Raw genomic sequence first — 20,840 nt, 5'->3', positions numbered from 1 at the left:
CCATCACGCTGGCGGGTGCTTGCTGCTCGAAGCGCTCTATCACTGCTTGCCAGACCATCTTGTTCCTGATTCCAGAGAAATCAGGAGACTACGATGGTTTCTTTCCAAACACCTTGAAAGGGGTGGGGCTAAATGCTGATTTGGCTTATAAAAATTTCACCGCCAGGCGGTAGCCACCAGCTGGCTGTAATGCACGCCTTTTCTGCCCAGCAGTTGCTCAAATTGCGCCGGGTTGCCCACGTTGTCGCTGCCCAGCATGGCCAGGGTTTCGCTGCACCAGGGCGATGGGGGTACAGCGTCGCCCAGGCGCGCGCTCAAGGTGGTCAGCGGCTGGGGCAGGCGCAGCACGGTGGCAGGGCGCTGGCCCAGTTGCTCGCGCAGGCTGGCGATGAAGGCGCCCATGGTCAGCGCCTCGGGGCCGGTGCATTCAATGGTGCCGGTCTGGTCTATGGCTGGGCCCAGCAGGGCGACCACTGCTGCGGCCAGGTCGTGTACCGATACCGGCTGCACCCGCGCTTGCAGCACCGGGCCAGGCAGCAGCGCCAGCGGCAGGCGCGCCAGGTTCATGAACAGCGCGCTGCTGTCGCCGCCTTTGCCAAACACCACGCTGGGGCGCAGGATGGCCGCTCGCACTTTGCCTTGCGCGGCCAGTTGTTGCAGGTGTGCCTCGGCGGCCAGCTTGGTCTGGGCGTAGCGCGTGCTGCTGGCGTCAATGCCCAGCGCGGAGATTTGCACCACGCGCTGCACACCGGCCTGGGCGCAGGCATCGAACAGCGCGATGGGGGTATCGCGGTGGACGGCGTCAATGGGGCGCTGGCGCGTGTCGCGCAGCACACCCACGGCGTTGACCACGGCGTCGATGCCCTCCAGGCGCGGCAACCAGGCGCTGGCGCTGGTGTCGTGGGCAAAGTCCATCGCCACCTGGCCCGGTTGCAGCGCGCTGCGCCGGGGCGAGACGCCGCCGCGCACGGTATGGCCCGCGCGCTCCAGTGCTGCTTTCAGGGTGTGGCCGATAAAGCCGGTAGAGCCAGTGAGCAGGATGTGCATGGTGTTTCTCAAAGTGGGTGGCGTGGACTGGCACGATAGTACGGTTTGGCCGCCAGCGCTGGCCGGGGTTTCATCGGTGCGGGCTGCGCCCAGCGCGGCAGTCTTCTAGACTTGCGTTCCCATCCGGATGCCCCATTGCCCGGCGCCCACGCGCTTTTTTCAGGAGAGATCGTTATGCCGTTTGAAGATATCCGCTCTGATGTCCATTCCCTGCTGCCGGGGCGCAGTACCGAGGCGGGTACCACCCGGCGCACTGCCTTGCAGGCTGCGCTGGGCTTGGGCACGCTGGGCTATGCCGCCGCCGCACCGTTGATGGCGCAAACGGCCCTCACCACACCCGCCGATGGTCTGGACGCGGGCACGGTGCATTACGAGGTCAACGGCTTCCAGGTGCCTGCCTACCGCGCTGCGCCCGCAGGCAAAACCGGCCTGCCGGTGGTGCTGGTGATTCAGGAGATTTTTGGCGTACACGCCTACATCGCTGATGTCTGCCGCCGCCTGGCGCGTGCCGGTTACCTGGCGATTGCGCCCGAGCTGTACGCGCGCCAGGGCAACCCGGCGCAGTACAGCGACATCAGCCAGCTGATGGCCGAGCTGGTGGCCAAGGTGCCCGATGCCCAGGTGGTCGCCGATCTGGACGGCGCTGTGGCCTGGGCAAGCGCCCATGGCGGTGATGCGGCGCGCGTGGCCATCACCGGCTTTTGCTGGGGCGGGCGCATCACCTGGCTGTATGCCGCGCACGGCCCAGTCAAGGCGGGCGTGGCCTGGTACGGGCGGCTGGTGGGGCAGCCCAGCGCACTCACGCCCAAGCACCCGGTGGACATCACGCCCATCCTCAAGGCGCCGGTGCTGGGCCTGTACGGCGAAAAAGATGGCGGCATACCGCTTGACACGGTTGATAGGATGAAAGCGGCTTTGGCCAGCGGGTCTGCTGCGGCCCGGGCCAGCCAGTTCGTGGTGTACCCCGATGCGCCGCATGCCTTCCATGCCGACTACCGCCCCAGCTACCGCCAAGGGCCCGCTGAAGATGGATGGACACAGGCACTGGCCTGGTTCAAGGCGCAGGGCGTGGTCTGACAACCCCGGCGCCCGCACCGGCTGCACCGACACAGCCGCCCCGCTCAGGCAGGGCGGCTTTTTTAATCAAAATGGCTTCCAGGCCATACAGGTAAAGCGCATACAGCTATGATTTTAATAGCAATTATTTTGGCTACTCTGGCCGCAGGCATTGGCAGTGTGTGGCTGGCGGCGTTGTTGATGCGCGCCGGGCTGGGCGGGCGCCCCGATGGCGTGGGGCCGCAGCACCTGTTGAGCCTGGCCGCCGGGGCGCTGCTGGCCACGGCCTTCATGCACCTGCTGCCCGAGGCGTTCGAGAGCCAGGCCGGTGCGCACGATTTGTTTGCCACGCTGCTGGTGGGGGTGGTGTTTTTCTTTTTGCTGGACAAGGCCGAGCTGTGGCACCACGGCCACGAGCACAACCACACCCCCGACGGCCACGACCATGCGCACCACGGTCACGGTCACGGTCACGGCCATCACCACGCCCCCGATCCAGCGCCCCACGAGCACGGCGCCACGCCTGCCGTCCACGCACCCCACGCGCCCCGGGTGGGCGGCTGGAGCGTGCTGACGGGCGACAGCGTTCACTGTTTTGGCGATGGCGTGCTCATCGCGTCCGCGTTTGTCGCCGACGTGCGGCTGGGGCTGATTGCCGCAGTGTCGGTGCTGGCGCACGAGGTGCCGCACCACATGGGCGATCTGGTGGTGCTGCGCCAGAGCAGCGCCAGCCGGCGCATTGCGCTGGTCAAGGTGTCGCTGGCCGGGGCGGTGACGGCGCTGGGCGGGGTGGTGGGGTATTTTCTGGTGGAGCGCCTGCACGACTGGCTGCCGTATTTTCTGGCGGTGGCCTCCAGCAGCTTTGTTTATGTGGCGCTGGCCGATCTGATTCCGCAGCTGCAAAAACGCCTGTCCGCCCGTGAGACGGCCATCCAGGTGGTCTGGTTGCTGTTGGGTATGGCGGTGGTCATGGCCGTGAGCCGGGTGGCGCACCACGCGCACTGAAGTGGGCGCGGGTGCAGGCGCCAGGGCGCACGGTCAGCGCCCGATGGCAAACACGGCAGGCGTGTGCTTGTCGGGCCCGGCGCTGTTCTGGCGCCATTGGCGCACTGGCTGGCTGCGGGTTTGGGCGCTGGCCAGCGTCAGGCCGCTGCTGATGGCCAGGCGCGTGGTGGGCTGCAGCGTGTGCAGCAGCGCTTGCAGCAAGGCTGCGTTGCGGTAGGGCGTTTCAATGAACAACTGCGTCTGGCCGCTTTGCACGGCCAGGGTTTCCAGGGCGCGGATGCGCTGGGCGCGCTCGGCGGCGTCTTGCGGCAGGTAGCCGACAAAGGCAAAGTTCTGCCCGTTCAATCCACTGGCCGCCAGCGCCAGCAGCAGCGACACCGGCCCGACCAGTGGCACCACACGGATGCCCAGGTCGTGTGCGGCGCGCACCACTGAACTGCCGGGGTCGGCCACCGCAGGCATGCCCGCCTCGCTCACCAAGCCCACATCGTGCCCGGCCAGGGCGGGCGCCAGCAGGGGCCGTGCATCCCACACGGCAGCGCCCTTGCCGCCGTGGTCGCCTTTTTTGTGGACTTCGCGCGGCAGCTCGGTGATGTGCTGCTCTTGCAGCGCCAGCGCCAGCGGGTGCAGCGCATCGACGCGCTTGAGGTAGGCGCGGGTGCTTTTGGCGTTCTCGCCAATCCAGTGCGTCAGGCGGGCGGCGGTGCGCAGGGTGGCGTCGGGCAAGGCGTCTTGCAGGGGCGTTTGTGTGTCGCAGCCAAAGTCCAGCGGCGCGGGCACCAGGTACAGCGTGCCGGGTGCGCTGGGCGTTGCAGGCGCTGCGGGCAGGGCAGGGGCTGCGGCGCTCATGGCAGCACCAGCCCGGCAGCGCGCAGCAGGTGGCAGGTGCGGATCAGCGGCAGGCCGATGAGGGCGGTGGGATCGTCGCTGTGGATGGCGTCGAGCAGGCTGATGCCCAGGCCCTCGCTCTTGGCGCTGCCAGCGCAGTCGTAGGGCTGCTCGGCGCGCAGATAGCGCTCAATTTCCGCATCACTGAGCGGGCGAAAGCGCACTTCCACGGCGGCCAGCAGTGCCTGTTCAAAGCCGGTGGCGTGGCAGACTACGGCCACGGCAGTCTGAAAAACCACGCTGTGGCCGCTCATCAGGCGCAATTGCTCGGTCGCGCGTTCGTGCGTGCCGGGCTTGCCCAGTGCATGGCCAGCCAGGTCGGCCACCTGGTCGGAGCCAATCACCACAGCCTCGGGTTGCTGCGCAGCCACGGCATGGGCCTTGGCCAGCGCCAGGCGCAGCGCCAGGGCATCGGGGGCTTCGTGCGGCTGGGGCGTTTCATCGACTTCAGGCGCCATCACGGTGAAAGGCAGGCGCAGGCGCTGCAACAATTCGCGCCGGTAGACAGAGGTGGAGCCCAGTACCAAGGGGCGTTGTAGGGTGGGAGAAGAATGCATGGCACGATTCTCTTACACTGCGCCCCATGACCAAGACATTCCACCCCGACAGACTGGACGTGAAGGCTTTTGCGCAGGCGGGCGGGCATCTCGCCGGCCATGAAACCTTATTGAAATACGAGCGTCTGGCCGAAGAGGCGCAAGGCTTGCACCCGGATTTGCGCGTGGATTGGTACGCCGACGCCGAGTTGCGCACCGATGCAGGCGAGGGCGTGCAGCACTGGCTGCATTTGCGCGCCGAGGCCACCTTTCCCATGGTGTGTCAGCGCTGTTTGCTGCCTGTGGATGTGCCTTTGCTGGTAGAGCGCTCGTTCCGCTTCGTGGCCGACGAGGCCACCGCCGAAGCGCTGGACGACGAGGTCGAAGAAGACCTGCTTGCCCTCAGCCGTGACTTTGATTTGCACGCCCTGATTGAAGACGAACTGCTGATGGCGCTGCCCGTGGTGCCGCGCCACGAAGAGTGCCCCACGCCCGTCACGCTGGCATCCAGCGACGAAGACTTTGCACAGGCCAGCGCTGAAAAGCCCAACCCGTTTGCCGCGTTGGCCAGTTTGCGCGTGGAAAAGCCTGCCGAATAGGGCGCAAAAACCTTTGCGCTATAATCGCGGGCTTCGCGCGAATCCCACCTAGTGTCTTTTGAATGGGCTGATCGCGTTTTTACCAACCCTCTTTAAGACCAGGAGCCGACCATGGCCGTTCAGCAAAACAAAAAATCTCCCTCCAAGCGCGGCATGCACCGCTCGCACAATGCCCTGAATGTGCCTGGCATCGCAGTGGAGCCCACCACCGGCGAAATCCACCTGCGTCACCACATCAGCCCCAACGGTTTTTACCGTGGTCGCCAAGTGCTGAAGAACAAGTCTGAAGCCTGATAACAGTCCTTCAGCGCAGACCCTCAGGGGCCCGTAGCTACTATTTTTGTAGCACGGGCCTTTGCTTTGAGCGCTGCATTTTCAGGTTTGACCCCCTTCGGGGCAGAGTTTTTTGGTGGAGGGCTGGCCTCTTCCAAATTCGCCCCCCACTGGGGGCGTGGATTGAAACAAACAAACATGATTACATTGGCCGTTGATTGCATGGGGGGCGACCACGGTCCCCGCGTCACGCTGGCGGCATGCCGCCGGTTTTTGGATGAGCACGCCGATGCGCGGCTCCTGCTGGTGGGCCTGCCCGAAGCCTTGCAGGGCTTTGCCCACGAGCGCGCCACCTTGGTACACGCCAGCGAAGTGGTAACCATGGAAGACCCGGTAGAGATCGCCTTGCGGCGCAAAAAAGACTCTTCCATGCGGGTGGCCATCCAGCAGGTCAAGGATGGCTCGGCAGCCGCAGCGGTGTCTGCGGGCAACACCGGTGCTTTGATGGCCATTGCGCGCTATGTGCTCAAAACCCTGGATGGCATCGACCGGCCTGCCATCGCCAGCCAGTTGCCCAATGCCACTGGTGGCTCCACCACGGTGCTGGATCTGGGTGCCAATGTCGATTGCACCGAGCACCATTTGCTGCAGTTTGCCGTCATGGGCTCGGCGCTGGATTCGGTGCTCAAGGGCAAGGAGCAGCCTACCGTGGGCTTGCTCAATATTGGTGCGGAGGCCATCAAAGGCAGCGAAGTGATCAAAAAAGCGGGTGATCTGCTGCGTACTGCGGCCAACTCCGGTAACTTGAACTTTGTTGGCAACGTGGAAGGCAATGATATTTTCAAAGGCACCACTGACATCGTGGTGTGTGACGGCTTTGTCGGCAACGTGGCGCTGAAAACCAGCGAAGGCCTGGCCTACATGGTCAGTGCATTTTTGAAGCAAGAATTTTCGCGAAATATTTTTACGAAAATATCTGCCATCGTGGCTTATCCGGTGTTATCTGCTTTTAAAAAGCGATTGGATCACCGTCGCTACAACGGCGCAGCCCTGTTGGGCCTGCGTGGACTGGTGTTCAAAAGCCACGGATCTGCCGACGAAGTGGCCTTCGGTCAGGCGTTGAACCGCGCGTATGATGCAGCCCGCAACAACCTGCTGGACCGGGTTCGTCGCCGCATCGCCAGCGCAGCGCCTTTTCTTTTGCCTGCCAGTGCGCCTGCGGAGACCGGACAGGCGCCAGCGCCATTTTGATGAAACGCTATTCCCGCATTACCGGCACTGGCAGTTATTTGCCACCGCGCCGCGTGACCAATGCCGACCTGGTGGCCCAACTGGCTGAGCGCGGCGTCGAGACTTCCGACGAGTGGATTGTGGAACGCACGGGCATCCGCGCGCGCCACTTTGCCGATCCTGATGTGGCGTGCAGCGACCTGGGGCTCCACGCCGCCCGCAATGCCCTGGAGGCTGCGGCTTTGCAGGCGCAGGATATTGATTTGATCATCGTCGCCACGTCCACGCCGGACATGGTGTTTCCCTCCACCGCCGCCATCCTGCAACACAAGCTGGGCGCCAACGGCTGCGCCGCCTTTGATGTGCAGGCTGTGTGCAGTGGCTTTGTCTATGCGCTCACGGTGGCCGACGCCATGATCCGTGCTGGTGCGGCATCGCGCGCGCTGGTGGTGGGTTCTGAGATTTTCAGTCGCCTGCTTGATTTCAATGACCGCACCACCTGCGTGCTGTTTGGCGATGGTGCTGGCGCCGTGGTGCTGGAAGCCTCGGATACGCCCGGCATTCTGGCCAGCGACATCCACGCCGATGGCAAGCATGTGGGTATTTTGTGCGTGCCCGGCCATGTGGCGGGCGGGCAGATTACCGGCTCGCCCCTGCTCACCATGGATGGCCAAGCGGTGTTCAAGCTGGCTGTGGGCCTGCTCGAGAGCGCCGCCCGCAATGTGCTGGAAAAATCCGGCCTGACCGAGGCCGATATTGATTGGCTGGTGCCGCACCAGGCCAACATCCGCATCATGCAAAGCACGGCGCGCAAGCTCAAACTGCCCATGGACAAAGTCGTGGTCACGGTGCAAGAGCATGGCAACACGTCAGCGGCCTCGATTGGGCTGGCGCTGGACCAGGCGGTGCGCAGCGGCCAGGCGCAGCCCGGCCAGACGTTGCTGCTCGAAGGCGTGGGTGGCGGCTTTACCTGGGGCGCTTTGCTCCTGAAGTTGTAGCTGCTAGCGCTTATCCTGTAAGCGCTAGAGCCTGTTTTTACTTATATTTTGAACGACATGAAGTCTTTTGCATTTGTCTTCCCGGGCCAGGGCTCGCAGGCCGTGGGCATGCTCGATGGCTGGAGCGACCATCCGGCGGTGGTGCAAACGCTGCAAGAAGCCTCGGACGCCCTGGGCGAAGACGTGGGCCGCCTGATCCACGAAGGCCCCAAAGAGCAATTGGCCCTGACCACCAACACCCAGCCGGTGATGCTGGTGGCGGGCGTGGCCGCGTGGCGCGTGTGGCAGGCCGAAGGCGGCGCCCTGCCCGCTGCGGTGGCCGGGCACTCGCTGGGCGAATATTCGGCGCTGGTCGCTGCCGGTGTGCTGACGCTGGCGCAGGCCGCGCCGCTGGTGCGCCTGCGCGCTGCGGCCATGCAGGAAGCCGTGCCCGTGGGCACTGGTGCCATGGCCGCCATCCTGGGCCTGGATGCTACAAAAGTAATAGCTGGATGCGCAGAGGTGACGGGCGCTATGGCCCAAAACGGCACTGAAGTGGTGGAAGCCGTCAATTTCAACGATCCGGCGCAGACCGTGATTGCAGGCACCAAAGCCGCCGTCGAAAAAGCCTGCGAGGTGCTCAAGGCCGCTGGTGCCAAGCGCGCCCTGCCGCTGCCGGTGTCGGCGCCATTCCACTCCAGCCTGATGAAGCCCGCCGCCGAAAAGCTGCGCGTGGCGCTGGCGGCCACCGCGCTGGCGACGCCGCAGATTCCGGTGCTCAACAACATCGACGTGGCCGTGCAGCAGGACGCTGACGCCATCCGCGATGCGCTCTACCGCCAGGCGTTCGGGCCGGTGCGCTGGGTCGAATGCGTGCAGGCGCTCAAAGGCCGTGGCATCAGCCACATCATCGAGTGCGGCCCGGGCAAAGTGCTGGCCGGTCTGGTCAAGCGCATTGACGCCGAGCTGGTCGGCGCCGCTGTCTACGATATGAATACCCTGACTGCTACCAAGGAGCTGCTGGCATGAGCGAATCCTCTGCGAAATCCCCTGTGGCGCTGGTCACTGGCGCATCGCGCGGTATTGGCGCGGCCATTGCGCAAGAGCTGGCCCGCCGTGGCTACCAGGTCATTGGCACCGCCACCACCGCAGGCGGTGCCGAAGGCATCACGGCAGCGCTGGCGGCCTATCCCGGCTGCCGTGGCGCCGCGCTGGATGTGAATGACGTCGCTGCCGTCGAGGCACTGATCGACAGCATCGTCAAGCAGCAAGGCGGTTTGCAGGTGCTGGTGAACAACGCCGGCATCACGCGCGACCAGCTGGCCATGCGCATGAAAGACGACGACTGGGATGCGGTGCTGGACACCAACCTCAAGGCCGTGTTCCGCGTCAGCCGCGCCGCCATCAAGCCCATGATGAAGCAGCGTTTTGGCCGCATCATCAGCATCACCAGCGTGGTGGGGGCCTCGGGCAACCCGGGCCAGGCCAACTACGCTGCCGCCAAGGCGGGCGTGGCTGGCATGACCCGTGCCCTGGCGCGCGAGCTGGGCAGCCGCAACATCACGGTCAACTGCGTGGCGCCTGGTTTCATCCAGACCGACATGACGGCAGAGCTGCCCGAAGCGCAGCAAAAAGCCCTGAACGCACAGATTCCGCTGGGCCACATGGGCCAGCCCGCAGACATCGCGCATGCTGTGGCCTACCTGGCATCGCCCGAGGCTGGCTATGTGACGGGGCAGGAGTTGCACGTCAATGGCGGCATGTACATGTAATTGATGAAAGTTCACGCCGGTTGATCCGTGCGGCGGGCCGTTCAGGAAGGGTTTCTTAAACGGCTAGAATCGCGGATTCTTTTCACAACCTCCCAGAGGGAAACCATGAGCGATATCGAAGCACGTGTCAAAAAAATCATTGCCGAACAACTCGGCGTGGAAGAGTCTCAAGTCACCAACGAAAAAGCCTTTGTGGCCGACCTCGGTGCCGACTCGCTGGACACCGTGGAGCTGGTGATGGCCCTGGAAGACGAATTCGGCATTGAGATTCCCGACGAAGACGCCGAGAAGATCACGACGGTGCAAAACGCCATCGACTACGCCACCAACCACCAGAAGGCCTGAGCCAGCGCCCAGCGCCTGCCCTCAGAGCGATCAGCACAAGGTTTTTACGCATGAGCCGTCGTCGCGTTGTCGTGACCGGCCTGGGTTGCATCAGCCCCGTGGGCAACACGGTGCAGGATGCCTGGGCCAATATCCTCGCCGGTCAGTCCGGCATTGATCTCATCACCAAGTTCGATGCATCGAACTTCGCTTGCAAAATTGCAGGAGAGGTCAAAGGATTTGACCTGGAGTCCTACATCAGCGCCAAAGATGCGCGGGCGATGGACAGTTTTATCCATTTCGGCATTGCTGCCGCGGCCCAGGCCGTGCGCGATGCGGGCTTGCCAACGGGCGAGGCGCTCAGCGATGAGCTGGCCACGCGCATCGCCTGTGTGATCGGCTCCGGTATCGGCGGCTTGCCGCTGATAGAAAACACCCATGCGGAGCTGGCCAGCCGGGGGCCGCGGCGCATCACCCCATTTTTTGTACCTGCCTCCATCATCAATATGGTGGCAGGCCATGTCTCCATGCGGTTTGGCTTCAAGGGGCCCAACCTGGCCGTGGTCACTGCCTGCACCACGGGGCTGCACTGCATTGGCGAGGCCGGGCGCATGATCGAATACGGCGACGCCGATGTGGTCGTTGCCGGTGGCACCGAAGCTACCGTGTCGCCGCTGGGCGTAGGTGGTTTTGCCGCCATGCGCGCACTGTCCACCCGCAATGACGACCCCAAAGCCGCTTCGCGCCCCTGGGACAAAGACCGCGATGGCTTTGTGCTGGGCGAGGGGGCCGGTGTCATGGTGCTGGAAGAGTATGAGCACGCCAAGGCCCGCGGCGCCAAAATCTACGCGGAACTGAGCGGCTTTGGTATGAGCGCCGACGCCGGTCACATGACTGCGCCCAATATGGACGGTCCGCGTCGCGCCATGCTGCATGCGTTGCGCAATGCCGGGGTCAATGCCGATGAGGTGCAGTACCTCAATGCCCACGGCACCTCCACGCCTTTGGGTGATATCAACGAGACCAACGCCATCAAGGCCGCATTTGGCGACCATGCGCGCCAGAAACTGGTGGTCAGTTCCACCAAGTCCATGACCGGGCACTTGCTTGGTGGTGCCGGTGGCATTGAAAGCATCTTCACGGTGTTGGCGCTGTACCACCAAAAGGTGCCACCCACTATCAACCTGGACAACCAGGATCCTGAGTGCGACCTTGACTTCTGTGCCAATGTGGCGCGCGACATGAAGATGGATATCGCGGTCAAAAACAACTTCGGCTTTGGCGGGACCAACGGTTCCCTGGTGTTCCGACGCATCTGACGTGTCCAGCGGTCTGGCATGGTGCGGCCCCATCTGATGGCTGCATCGCCTTCCCGCTACCAAGCGCCTGCGGTGCGCTATCCCGTGGTGCGCAGCCGCCAGCTTGGCAGCCTGTTGCTGGTGCTGTCTGCACTGGGGCTGCTGGTGTGTCTGGCTTGGTGGCGCTGGGCCGGTGTGCCGCTGGCAGCGGTACTGGCTGCGCTGGCCACCTGGGGCGGTGCCACGGTGCTGGCATGGCGTTTCTGGTGGCTTTCTCCAGCGGGCGTTCTGGTGTGGGATGGTCGCAACTGGGCGTTGGATCGCCCGGGGCAGGGGGCCATCGTTGGTGTGCTGGCTGTACATCTGGATGTGCAGCGCAGTGTGTGGGTGCGTTTGACGCCTGCCCATGGCGCTCCCTGGTGGCTCTGGCTGGAGCAATCCTGGGATGCCACGCGTTGGATGGATGTGCGCCGTGCGTTATATTCGCGCCCCAGGCCGGGTGCTGCCGACAACCTTGCTGAAACCCCCGGCCGCGCCCCCTGAAGCGGTCGCCAGGCGCGCAACTTCCCTTACCCATGACCGTTTCTCCCCTTGCCGAACCACCTCCTGGCGACAGTGACTTCCAACTGGTCGAGCGCGCAGTCGCCGGGGATCAGCGGGCGTATGAACTGCTGGTCATCAAATACCAGCGGCGCATTGAGCGCCTGATTGGCCGCATGGTGCGCGATACCGACCTGGTGCAGGACATTGCGCAGGAAACCTTCATCCGTGCCTATCGAGCGCTGCACCAGTTTCGCGGCGAAGCGCAGTTCTACACCTGGCTATACCGTATTGCGGTCAATACAGCCAAAAAGGCGCTGATGGATCTCAAGCGTGATCCGCTGGTGTATGAGTCGACGCTGGCCGGTGCGGACGATGGTGATGAAACTTCCCGCCTCGGTAATGAACCAATCAACGAGGAAACGCCCGAAACTGTATTGGCTGCCCGCGAGATAGCGGCTGCCGTCAACGCGGCCATGGAGGCTTTGCCCGAAGATTTGCGCCAGGCCGTGAGCCTGCGTGAAATAGAGGGCTTGAGCTATGAAGAAATTGCGCTGGCCATGGCCTGCCCCATAGGCACTGTGCGCTCGCGCATTTTTCGGGCGCGTGAAGCGATTTCGGCGCGTGTGCGGCCGTTGTTGCAAAACCAGATGGGCAAGCGCTGGTAACGGTGCTAACAAGAAGGCGGCAGCATGGCAGATGCAACAGGTGTGGGTTCGACAGGTGAAATCATGACGGAAAACCTCAATCAGAAAGAAATGCTGTCGGCATTGGCCGACGGGCAGTTGTCAGGCAATGCGCTGACACAGGCGCTGGAGTTCTCATCCCAGGACGAGGGGCGGGAAACTTGGCAGCTGTATCAACTGGTGGGCGATGTGCTGCGTTCGCCTGAATTGGCGCGCCCCGTGGACAACGGCGACTTTCTGGCCCGGTTGCGCACGCAGTTGGCCCAGGAAGCCGCACCTGTTGCGCAGGCCACGGTCAGCAGCCCCGCAGCGCCCGCGCAACCCGTGCTTACCCAGTTCACGCCGCCACCGCAGGCCGCCAATGACTCGGTTTTCCGCTGGAAAATGGTAGCCGGGCTGGCTTCGTTGGCCGCTGTGGTCACGCTGGTCTGGAGCGCGGTGGGGGGGCTGGGCGGCCCGCCCGCTGGTGCGCAGATGGCTGGGGTGCCCGCGCCTGTCACTGCCTCTGTGTCGGTGCAAGCGCCTGCTGTGTCGCTGGCTGACAACCAGGCGCCCCAGCAAGTGATGATCCGTGACCCGCGCCTGGATGAGCTGTTGGCCGCACACAAGCAGTTTGGCGGTACTTCAGCCTTGCAACTGCCCGCAGGCTTTTTGCGCAACGCCAATTTCGAGGCCCCCAAGCGCTGACACCTGGGCGGGTGCCGGCGTTGTGGCAGGGAACCAATCGCTGCCCCGGCTTTCATAGGCATACCAGAACCGGCATATGGTCGGTGTCTGATTTGCATGAAAGGTTGCTGATGAAAAAAACAAGTTCAACCGTGGCGCGCCTGGTGTTGGCTGCCACGGTGTTTGCTTCGGCGGGCACGGCGCTGGTGGCGCCTGGCACTGTGGCGGCGCAGCCCGCCAGCGTGGTGCGTGGCCTGCCTGATTTCACGGAACTGGTGGAGCAGGTCGGGCCTGCGGTGGTCAATATCCGCACCTTGGAGAAAGTCTCTTCCCGTGCCAACGTCAATGGCATGGACGAAGAAATGCTGGAGTTTTTCCGGCGCTTTGGTGTGCCGGTTCCCAACGTGCCACGCCAGCAGCGCCCCCAGCGGCCACAGGAGGAAGACGCTCAGCCCAGTGGTGTCGGTTCGGGCTTTATCGTTAGCGCGGATGGCTATGTGATGACCAATGCGCATGTGGTGGATGGTGCTGATCAGGTGCTGGTCACACTCACCGACAAGCGCGAGTTCAAGGCCCGCATCGTCGGCACCGACAAGCGCACCGATGTGGCCGTCGTCAAAATCGAGGCTACCGGTCTGCCTGCCGTCAAGATTGGCGACAGCAGCCGCCTGAAGGTGGGCGAGTGGGTGATGGCGATCGGTTCCCCATTTGGTCTGGAGAGCACCGTGACGGCGGGTATCGTCAGCGCCCGCCAGCGCGAGACAGGCGATTATTTGCCCTTCATCCAGACCGATGTGGCCATCAACCCCGGCAACTCCGGCGGCCCCCTGATCAACATGCGTGGTGAAGTGGTGGGCATCAACAGCCAGATTTATTCGCGCTCGGGGGGCTTCATGGGCATTTCGTTTGCCATCCCGATTGATGAGGCCATGCGCGTGAGCGAGCAACTGCGCGCCACCGGGCGCGTGACGCGCGGCCGCATTGGCGTGCAGATTGGCCCGGTCAGCAAGGACGTTGCTGAGTCTTTGGGGCTGGGCAAGCAGCAAGGCGCCTTGGTGACGGGGGTAGAGGCTGGATCGCCCGCAGAAAAAGCCGGTGTCGAAGCGGGTGACATCATCACCCGCTTTGATGGCAAACCCATCGACAAGGTGTCGGACTTGCCGCGCATGGTGGGCAGCACCAAGCCTGGCAGCAAGAGCGTGGTGACGGTGTTCCGCCGGGGCAACGCGCGCGACCTGACCATCACCATTGCCGAGATTGAGCCCGATAAAACTGCGCGCAAAGCCGCTGACCAGCCCAAGCCCAAGGCGGCGGTGGCCACGCAGCAGCTGGGTTTGCTGGTCAGTGACCTGACCGATGCGCAGAAAAAAGAACTCAAACTCAAGGGCGGTGTGCGTGTCGAGGCCGCCAGCGATGCCGCAGCGCGCGCCGGGCTGCGCGAGGGCGATGTGATTGTGGCGATTGCCAACACGGAAGTCTCCAGCAGCAAGGAGCTGGAAGCTGTGCTGGCCAAGTTGGACAAGAGCAAGCCCGTGAACGTCTTGTTCCGCCGTGGTGAATGGGCGCAGTACGCGCTGATTCGCCCTGCGCGCTGACCAGCATTGGCGCTGCGCCACCCCTGTGGGGCGCGGAGCCTGTTGGTTAGAATGGCAGCCGTTCCTGCAATGAAGCTCCAATCAACCCGGCTGCCAAGGATTGTTGGTTCAGGGCGCGTCGCCATTCGATGCGCCCTTTTTTCTTGTACGTGCCTTTGTAACCCCACCACTTGACGCTTTTTGTTGATGAATCACATCAGAAACTTTTCCATCATCGCGCACATTGACCACGGCAAATCCACCCTGGCCGACCGCCTGATCCAGCGCTGCGGCGGCCTGGAGGAGCGCCAGATGGAGGCCCAGGTGCTTGACTCGATGGACATCGAAAAAGAGCGGGGCATCACCATCAAGGCGCAGACTGCCTCCTTGCAGTACAAGGCCAAGGATGGCCAGGTCTACAACCTGAACCTGATCGACACGCCCGGCCACGTCGATTTCTCTTACGAAGTGAGCCGCTCTTTGTCGGCTTGCGAAGGTGCGCTGCTGGTGGTGGATGCCTCCCAGGGCGTAGAGGCGCAAACGGTGGCTAACTGCTACACCGCACTCGATCTGGGTGTGGAAGTGCTGCCCGTGCTCAACAAAATGGACTTGCCCCAGTCCGACCCCGACAACGCCAAAGCCGAGATCGAAGATGTGATCGGCATTGATGCTACCGATGCCATTCCCTGCTCGGCCAAAACCGGCATGGGCATTGAAGAAATCCTCGAAGCCATCGTCGCCAAGATACCCGCGCCAAAGGGGAACCCCGATGCGCCGCTGCGGGCGATGATCATCGACAGCTGGTTCGATTCGTATGTGGGCGTGGTCATGCTGGTGCGCGTGGTCGATGGCCGCTTGCTCAAAGGCGAGCGCTTCAAGATGATGGCCACCAACGCCGTCTATAACGCCGACAACCTGGGCGTTTTCACGCCCGCCAACGAGCCGCGCGACCGGCTCAATGCCGGTGAAGTGGGCTACATCATTGCGGGTATCAAAGAGCTGCAGGCGGCCAAGGTGGGCGACACCATCACCCTGGAAAAAAAGCTGCCCAACAATGCTGGCCCGGCTACCGAGGCGCTGCCCGGCTTCAAAGAGATTCAGCCCCAGGTGTTTGCCGGCCTGTACCCCACCGAGGCCAGTGAATACGACCAACTGCGCGATGCCCTCGAAAAGCTCAAGCTCAACGATGCTTCGCTGCACTACGAACCCGAAGTGAGCCAGGCGCTGGGCTTTGGTTTTCGCTGCGGCTTTCTGGGCCTGTTGCACATGGAAATCGTGCAAGAGCGCCTGGAGCGCGAGTTTGACCAAGACCTCATCACCACCGCGCCCAGCGTGGTGTACCAGGTCGTCAAGCCCGGTGGCGAAGTCACCATGGTGGAAAACCCGGCCAAGATGCCCGATGTGGGCAAGCTCGCTGAGATTCGCGAACCCATCGTCACCGTACACCTGTACATGCCGCAAGACTACGTCGGCCCGGTGATGACGCTGGCCAACCAAAAACGCGGCGTGCAGATGAACATGGCCTACCACGGTCGCCAGGTCATGCTCACGTACGAGATGCCGCTGGGCGAGATCGTGCTGGACTTTTTTGACAAGCTCAAATCGGTGTCGCGCGGCTATGCCTCCATGGACTACGAGTTCAAGGAGTACCGCACCTCTGACGTGGTCAAGGTCGATATTCTGCTCAACGGCGAGAAGGTCGATGCCTTGTCCATCATCGTTCACCGCTCGCAGGCACCCTACCGGGGCCGTGCCGTGGTGGCCAAGATGCGCGAGATCATCAGCCGCCAGATGTTTGACGTGGCCATTCAGGCGGCCATTGGCGCCAACGTCATCGCCCGCGAAACCATCAAGGCGTTGCGCAAAAACGTGCTGGCCAAGTGCTATGGCGGTGACGTCAGCCGCAAACGCAAGCTGTTGGAAAAGCAAAAGGCCGGCAAAAAACGCATGAAACAGATCGGCTCTGTGGAGGTGCCGCAAGAAGCCTTCCTGGCCATCTTGCAGGTGGAAGACTGATATGCAAGCGGTGCAAGTTCTGACGGCGTTGCTGCTGGCGGCCTTTGTAGGCTACATCGGCTCCTGGTACATGGGCCTGATCGAGGGCAACTTTGCTTTGCTGCTGTTTTTGGCCACCGTGGTCACGGGGGCCTACTGGCTGGCCGAGCGGCTGTATTTTCTGCCCCGGCGCCGCCGCGCTGCCCAGGCCATTGAGGACGCCGCCGCGCAGCGCCGTGCCGAGCTGGACCGCATGGGCATTGCCAAAGTCGATCTGGATGTGCAAGAGGCCAAGGGCCGCATCCTCATGCAGCCCTGGTGGCTGGACTGGACAGCGGGGCTGTTTCCGGTGATTGCCACAGTGTTTGTGCTGCGCTCGTTCCTGTTCGAGCCGTTCAAGATTCCCTCGGGCTCCATGATTCCGACGCTGCTGGTGGGCGACCTCATTCTGGTGAACAAATTCACCTACGGCGTGCGCCTGCCGGTGATCCACACCAAGCTGACCGAGGGCAATGCGCCCCAGCGCGGCGATGTGATGGTGTTTCGCTACCCGCCCCAGCCCAACATGGACTACATCAAGCGCGTGGTCGGTGTGCCCGGCGATGAAGTCGCTTATCTGAACAAACGCCTGAGCGTTAATGGTCAGCCGGTGCCCACCACCGCCGTTCCTGACTTCTTCGATGAAGGCGCCATGCGCTACTTCAAGCAGTACGAAGAACAACTGGGCGCCCAGCCCCACCGCCTGCTCAACAACCCCGAGGCACCGGCCTTTGTGCAGGGTGCCAGCGACTTTGCCTACCGCGACCACTGCCGCTACAGCGTCGAGGGTGTGGTCTGCAAAGTCCCCTCAGGGCACTATTTCATGATGGGTGACAACCGGGACAATTCCCTCGACTCGCGCTACTGGGGCTTTGTGCCCGATGCCAACATCGTCGGCAAAGCCTTTTTTGTCTGGATGAACTTCGGCGACCTCAAGCGCATCGGGGCGTTCCATTGAGTTCACACTGTCACGTGGCAACCACCAGGGAGTAAGTTATGAATGCACAGCGCACCCCCCGCCGTTCGCGCCAGCGCGGCCTGTCATTTATCGGCGTGATCTTCATTGGCCTGATGGCTGTGGCAGCTTTTGCCATCGGTGGCCAGTCGATTCCGATCTGGCTGGAATACCAGGCCATCACCAAGGCCATGAACAAAGCCAAGATCGAAAGCACCGTGCCCGGCGTGCGTGCGGCCTTTGACCGCGCCGCTGCTATTGACAACATCAGCTCTGTCAAAGGCCAGGACCTGGAAGTCACCAAGCGTGGCGACAAGGTGGTGGTATCGGTCAATTACGCCCGCGAGATTCCGCTGGCTGGGCCCGCCTATCTGGTGTACCGCTTCCAGGCGCAGACAGACTAAGTGCAGCCCGCTCTTGCTTCGCTGCAATCGCGCTTGCAGCACACCTTTTCCAGCCCGGCCCTGCTGCTGCGTGCCGTCACGCACCGCAGCTTCAGCGCCGACCACAACGAACGCCTTGAATTCCTGGGCGACTCCGTTCTCAACCTGGCCGTCTCCAGCCTGCTGTACCAGCGCCTCAGTGCGCTGCCCGAGGGCGACTTGTCGCGCGTGCGTGCCAACCTGGTCAAAGAGGGCACCCTGCACCAGTTGGCGCTGGGCCTGCGCTTGTCCGAGGTACTGCGCCTGGGCGAGGGCGAGGCCCGCTCGGGCGGGCACCAGCGTGCCTCCATCCTGGCCGACGCCCTGGAGGCGCTGATTGGCGCCGTGTATCTGGATGCGGGCTACGCCTCGGCAGAAGCCCTGGTTCACCGGCTGTTTGCCGCCGTCGAAATCAACCCGCAAATGCAGGCCGCTGCCAAAGACGCCAAGACGGCGTTGCAGGAGTGGTTGCAGGGCCGCAAAATGAAAGTGCCGCAGTACACCGTGGTGGCCACGGCAGGCGCGGCCCACCGGCAAACCTTTGATGTGGAATGCCACATCCCCGAACTCTCGCTCACCGAGCGCGGCACCGGCGGCTCCCGCCGTGCCGGCGAGCAGGCCGCAGCCGCGGCCATGCTGGCCACCCTGAAAGCGAAAAAACCATGAACGATGCTACTAAAAACGTAGCTGCTAGCGCACAGCCAGCAAGCCTGCAAGCCGAAAAAGACCTTGAATCTGCCACTGCGGCACCGGCGCCAGCAGCGCAGCCCGCTGCGGTGCAAACTGCCGCCGAACTCGATGCCGTGCTGGCGCAGGCCCTGGGCCCAAGCGCAGCCGACAGCGCAGACGCTGGCGCCACCGGCCCGCAGCGCTGCGGTGTGATTGCCATCGTCGGCAAGCCCAACGTGGGCAAATCCACGCTGCTGAACGCGCTGGTGGGGCAAAAAATCAGCATCACCTCGCGCAAGGCGCAGACCACGCGCCACCGCATCACCGGCATCCGCACGCTGGGGCAAACGCAGTTTGTGTTTGTCGATACGCCCGGCTTTCAGACACGCCACGCCACGGCGCTGAACAAGTCGCTGAACAAAACGGTGATGGGCGCGATTGGCGATGTGGACTTGATTTTGTTCGTCGTCGAGGCGGGCAGCTTCACGCTGGCCGACGCCAAGGTGCTGAGCCTGTTCAAGCCCGGCATCCCGACGCTGCTCATTGCCAACAAGCTGGACAACATCCACCGCCGTGCCGAGATCGCGCCCTGGCTCAAGGGCATGCAGGAGCGCCACCCGTTTGCCGAGTTCGTGCCCATGTCGGCCAAGAACAAGGGCGACATCCAGCGCCTGTATGGCATTTGCGAAAAGTACCTGCCCGAAGCGCCCTGGTGGTACGAGGCCGACGAGCTGACCGACCGCAGCGAAAAGTTTCTGGCCAGTGAAACCGTGCGCGAAAAGCTGTTCCGCTTCACGGGCGACGAGCTGCCCTACACCTCCACGGTGGTGATCGACAAGTTCGAAGAAGAAAAAAGCAAAGTCCACAAACGCATGATCCGCGTGGCCGCCACCATCATCGTCGAGCGCGACAGCCACAAGGCCATGGTGATTGGCGACAAGGGCGAACGCTTGAAGCGCATCGGCACCGAAACCCGCCAGGAGCTGGAAAAGCTCATGGACGCCAAGGTGTTTGTCGAGCTGTGGGTCAAGGTGCGCTCGGGCTGGGCCGACGACGAAGCCCGCGTGCGCTCGTTCGGCTATGAGTGAATGTGGCCCCCACGTTCGCTCACTGCGTGTGCTCTCTGCCCCCCGAGGGGACGGCGTTTCGCCTTGGGGCGGCCCGGCGGCGAAACCACTGCTGATTGACCGTGGCCACCGCGCGCCGTTTTTCCAATGAACCGGCCTTTGTGCTGCACCGCTACGACTGGAGCGAGTCCAGCCTGATTCTGGAAGTGTTCACGCGCCAGCACGGGCGCGTGGCGCTGGTGGCCAAGGGGGCGAAAAAGCCCAGCTCCAACTTCCGGCCCGTGCTGCTGCCCTTGCAGCCCCTGAGCCTGACCTGGACACAGAGCGTGGCCACGGGCGCCAATGACATCCACACCCTCAAAGGCGCCGAGTGGGTCGGTGGCCACATCATGCCCACGGGGGACGCGCTGTTGGCGGGCATTTACCTCAACGAGCTGCTGCTGCGCCTGCTGGCGCGCGACGACCCGCACCCGGTGCTGTTCGATGCCTACAGCGCCGTGGTGCGCGTGCTGGCCAGCGAACACGGCGAAGCGCTGGAGCCGGTGCTGCGCACGTTTGAGCTGCTGCTGCTGCGCGAGATCGGCATGCTGCCCGCCCTGGACGCGCAAACCCTGACCCTGGAGCCCCTGCAAGCGCAGGCGCGCTACACCCTGGTGCCCGAAGGCGGCCTGCGCGCCGCCGATGCCAGCGAGCAGCGTGCCAGCCTGAGCGCCGCGCAGTGGCAGGCCCTGTACGCACCCCTGCAAGGCCGGGGCGTGCGCTTGGCGGCACTGCTGCGCGCCTGCGCGCCCGTGGCACTGGAACTCAAACCCCAACTGCGCGCCCTGCTGCAATACCATTGCGGCAGCCCCCTGCTGCGCACCCGCCAGCTCATGCTGGATATCCAAGCCCTTTGACCTCGCCACGACCTTGCCATGACCACTGCCATGCCTGCCACTGCGCCCGCCACCGCGCCCATTGCTGCCCACCGCACCGCCTTGTCGGTCAACGTCAACAAGGTGGCCCTGGTGCGCAACACGCGCCACCTGGGCATTCCCAGCGTCACGCGCGCGGCACTGCTGTGCCTGCAAGCGGGCGCGCAGGGCATTACGGTGCATCCGCGCCCCGACGAGCGCCACATCCGTGCCCACGACGTGACCGAACTGGCCGCGCTGTTGCAAGACTGGCCGGGCCGCGAATACAACATCGAAGGCAACCCCTTCCACAACCTGATGGACTTCAT

24 protein-coding genes are annotated in these 20,840 nt (G+C 63.5%); 21 read left to right on the top strand and 3 right to left on the bottom strand.

The features are described from left to right. Positions 1–156: 156 nt before the first annotated feature. Complete coding sequence (locus PHX69_RS07475) at positions 157–1,047, bottom strand: NAD-dependent epimerase/dehydratase family protein (RefSeq protein ID WP_288043128.1); 891 nt, start codon at positions 1,045–1,047, stop codon at positions 157–159. A gap of 174 nt (positions 1,048–1,221) precedes the next feature. Here PHX69_RS07475 and PHX69_RS07470 point away from each other — a divergent pair, with 174 nt between their 5' ends. Together PHX69_RS07470 and PHX69_RS07465 are read left to right on the top strand one after the other, a co-directional pair. After that, the gene (locus tag PHX69_RS07470) at positions 1,222–2,124 is read left to right on the top strand and encodes a dienelactone hydrolase family protein (RefSeq protein ID WP_288043126.1); all 903 of its coding nucleotides are present in this window, start codon (positions 1,222–1,224) and stop codon (positions 2,122–2,124) included. A gap of 108 nt (positions 2,125–2,232) precedes the next feature. Continuing rightward, positions 2,233–3,108 (top strand): ZIP family metal transporter, encoded by an 876-nt coding sequence (locus tag PHX69_RS07465; protein ID WP_288043125.1) that lies wholly within the window; start codon positions 2,233–2,235, stop codon positions 3,106–3,108. Positions 3,109–3,141: 33 nt separating this feature from the next. On the opposite strand, the gene PHX69_RS07460 is transcribed toward PHX69_RS07465, so the two are convergent. Both PHX69_RS07460 and PHX69_RS07455 read right to left on the bottom strand, forming a co-directional pair. Beyond that, positions 3,142–3,957, bottom strand: a complete 816-nt coding sequence (locus tag PHX69_RS07460) for an SAM-dependent methyltransferase (RefSeq protein ID WP_119014308.1) — start codon at positions 3,955–3,957, stop codon at positions 3,142–3,144. After that, positions 3,954–4,553 (bottom strand): Maf family nucleotide pyrophosphatase, encoded by a 600-nt coding sequence (locus tag PHX69_RS07455; protein ID WP_119014307.1) that lies wholly within the window; start codon positions 4,551–4,553, stop codon positions 3,954–3,956. Before PHX69_RS07455 ends, PHX69_RS07460 begins: the two co-directional genes overlap by 4 nt. A gap of 26 nt (positions 4,554–4,579) precedes the next feature. On the opposite strand from PHX69_RS07455, the gene PHX69_RS07450 reads away from it, so the two are divergent. The 19 genes from PHX69_RS07450 to PHX69_RS07360 all read left to right on the top strand — a co-directional run. Further along, complete coding sequence (locus PHX69_RS07450; RefSeq protein ID WP_288043123.1) at positions 4,580–5,131, top strand: YceD family protein; 552 nt, start codon at positions 4,580–4,582, stop codon at positions 5,129–5,131. 111 nt (positions 5,132–5,242) lie between these two features. Further along, entirely contained in the window at positions 5,243–5,425 is a 183-nt protein-coding gene (rpmF, locus tag PHX69_RS07445) for a 50S ribosomal protein L32 (RefSeq protein ID WP_019575026.1), read from the top strand. A gap of 177 nt (positions 5,426–5,602) precedes the next feature. Further along, the gene (plsX, locus tag PHX69_RS07440) at positions 5,603–6,655 is read left to right on the top strand and encodes a phosphate acyltransferase PlsX (protein ID WP_288043116.1); all 1,053 of its coding nucleotides are present in this window, start codon (positions 5,603–5,605) and stop codon (positions 6,653–6,655) included. Then, positions 6,655–7,632, top strand: coding sequence for a beta-ketoacyl-ACP synthase III (locus tag PHX69_RS07435; protein WP_119014304.1), 978 nt, complete (start codon positions 6,655–6,657; stop codon positions 7,630–7,632). Before plsX ends, PHX69_RS07435 begins: the two co-directional genes overlap by 1 nt. Positions 7,633–7,689: 57 nt before the next feature. Further along, the gene (gene fabD, locus PHX69_RS07430; protein WP_288043114.1) at positions 7,690–8,640 is read left to right on the top strand and encodes an ACP S-malonyltransferase; all 951 of its coding nucleotides are present in this window, start codon (positions 7,690–7,692) and stop codon (positions 8,638–8,640) included. Next, positions 8,637–9,383, top strand: coding sequence for a 3-oxoacyl-ACP reductase FabG (gene fabG, locus PHX69_RS07425; protein WP_288043112.1), 747 nt, complete (start codon positions 8,637–8,639; stop codon positions 9,381–9,383). Before fabD ends, fabG begins: the two co-directional genes overlap by 4 nt. Positions 9,384–9,488: 105 nt before the next feature. Then, positions 9,489–9,728 carry an acyl carrier protein gene (gene acpP, locus PHX69_RS07420; protein WP_119014301.1) on the top strand — a complete coding sequence of 80 codons (240 nt, stop codon included), beginning with the start codon at positions 9,489–9,491 and terminating at the stop codon, positions 9,726–9,728. 50 nt (positions 9,729–9,778) lie between these two features. Beyond that, complete coding sequence (gene fabF / locus PHX69_RS07415; protein WP_288043111.1) at positions 9,779–11,026, top strand: beta-ketoacyl-ACP synthase II; 1,248 nt, start codon at positions 9,779–9,781, stop codon at positions 11,024–11,026. 18 nt (positions 11,027–11,044) lie between these two features. Beyond that, positions 11,045–11,548 (top strand): hypothetical protein, encoded by a 504-nt coding sequence (locus PHX69_RS07410; RefSeq protein WP_288043110.1) that lies wholly within the window; start codon positions 11,045–11,047, stop codon positions 11,546–11,548. A 32-nt stretch (positions 11,549–11,580) separates the two neighbouring features. Next, positions 11,581–12,213: an RNA polymerase sigma factor RpoE gene (rpoE, locus tag PHX69_RS07405; protein ID WP_119014298.1), complete on the top strand. Its 633-nt coding sequence runs from the start codon at positions 11,581–11,583 to the stop codon at positions 12,211–12,213. Between the two features lie 24 nt (positions 12,214–12,237). Beyond that, positions 12,238–12,918 (top strand): sigma-E factor negative regulatory protein, encoded by a 681-nt coding sequence (locus PHX69_RS07400; protein ID WP_288043108.1) that lies wholly within the window; start codon positions 12,238–12,240, stop codon positions 12,916–12,918. Between the two features lie 110 nt (positions 12,919–13,028). Next, positions 13,029–14,492 carry a DegQ family serine endoprotease gene (locus PHX69_RS07395; protein WP_288043107.1) on the top strand — a complete coding sequence of 488 codons (1,464 nt, stop codon included), beginning with the start codon at positions 13,029–13,031 and terminating at the stop codon, positions 14,490–14,492. A gap of 186 nt (positions 14,493–14,678) precedes the next feature. Then, complete coding sequence (lepA, locus tag PHX69_RS07390) at positions 14,679–16,487, top strand: translation elongation factor 4 (RefSeq protein WP_288043106.1); 1,809 nt, start codon at positions 14,679–14,681, stop codon at positions 16,485–16,487. Position 16,488: 1 nt separating this feature from the next. After that, positions 16,489–17,463, top strand: coding sequence for a signal peptidase I (gene lepB / locus PHX69_RS07385; protein WP_288043104.1), 975 nt, complete (start codon positions 16,489–16,491; stop codon positions 17,461–17,463). Positions 17,464–17,501: 38 nt separating this feature from the next. Continuing rightward, complete coding sequence (locus PHX69_RS07380) at positions 17,502–17,864, top strand: DUF4845 domain-containing protein (protein ID WP_119014294.1); 363 nt, start codon at positions 17,502–17,504, stop codon at positions 17,862–17,864. Then, entirely contained in the window at positions 17,865–18,548 is a 684-nt protein-coding gene (rnc, locus tag PHX69_RS07375) for a ribonuclease III (RefSeq protein ID WP_119014293.1), read from the top strand. Further along, positions 18,545–19,639 (top strand): GTPase Era, encoded by a 1,095-nt coding sequence (gene era, locus PHX69_RS07370; RefSeq protein ID WP_119014292.1) that lies wholly within the window; start codon positions 18,545–18,547, stop codon positions 19,637–19,639. The genes rnc and era overlap by 4 nt, the downstream gene beginning before the upstream one ends. Positions 19,640–19,740: 101 nt before the next feature. Continuing rightward, positions 19,741–20,514, top strand: coding sequence for a DNA repair protein RecO (gene recO / locus PHX69_RS07365; RefSeq protein WP_288043101.1), 774 nt, complete (start codon positions 19,741–19,743; stop codon positions 20,512–20,514). A gap of 18 nt (positions 20,515–20,532) precedes the next feature. After that, positions 20,533–20,840 (top strand): pyridoxine 5'-phosphate synthase (locus tag PHX69_RS07360; RefSeq protein WP_288043100.1); only part of this gene is annotated, 308 nt, incomplete at its 3' end.

Source organism: Simplicispira sp., from assembly GCF_028687295.1.
Classification (GTDB): Bacteria; Pseudomonadota; Gammaproteobacteria; order Burkholderiales; family Burkholderiaceae_C; genus Simplicispira; species Simplicispira metamorpha.
This window is presented reverse-complemented; position numbering and strand designations above follow the sequence as displayed.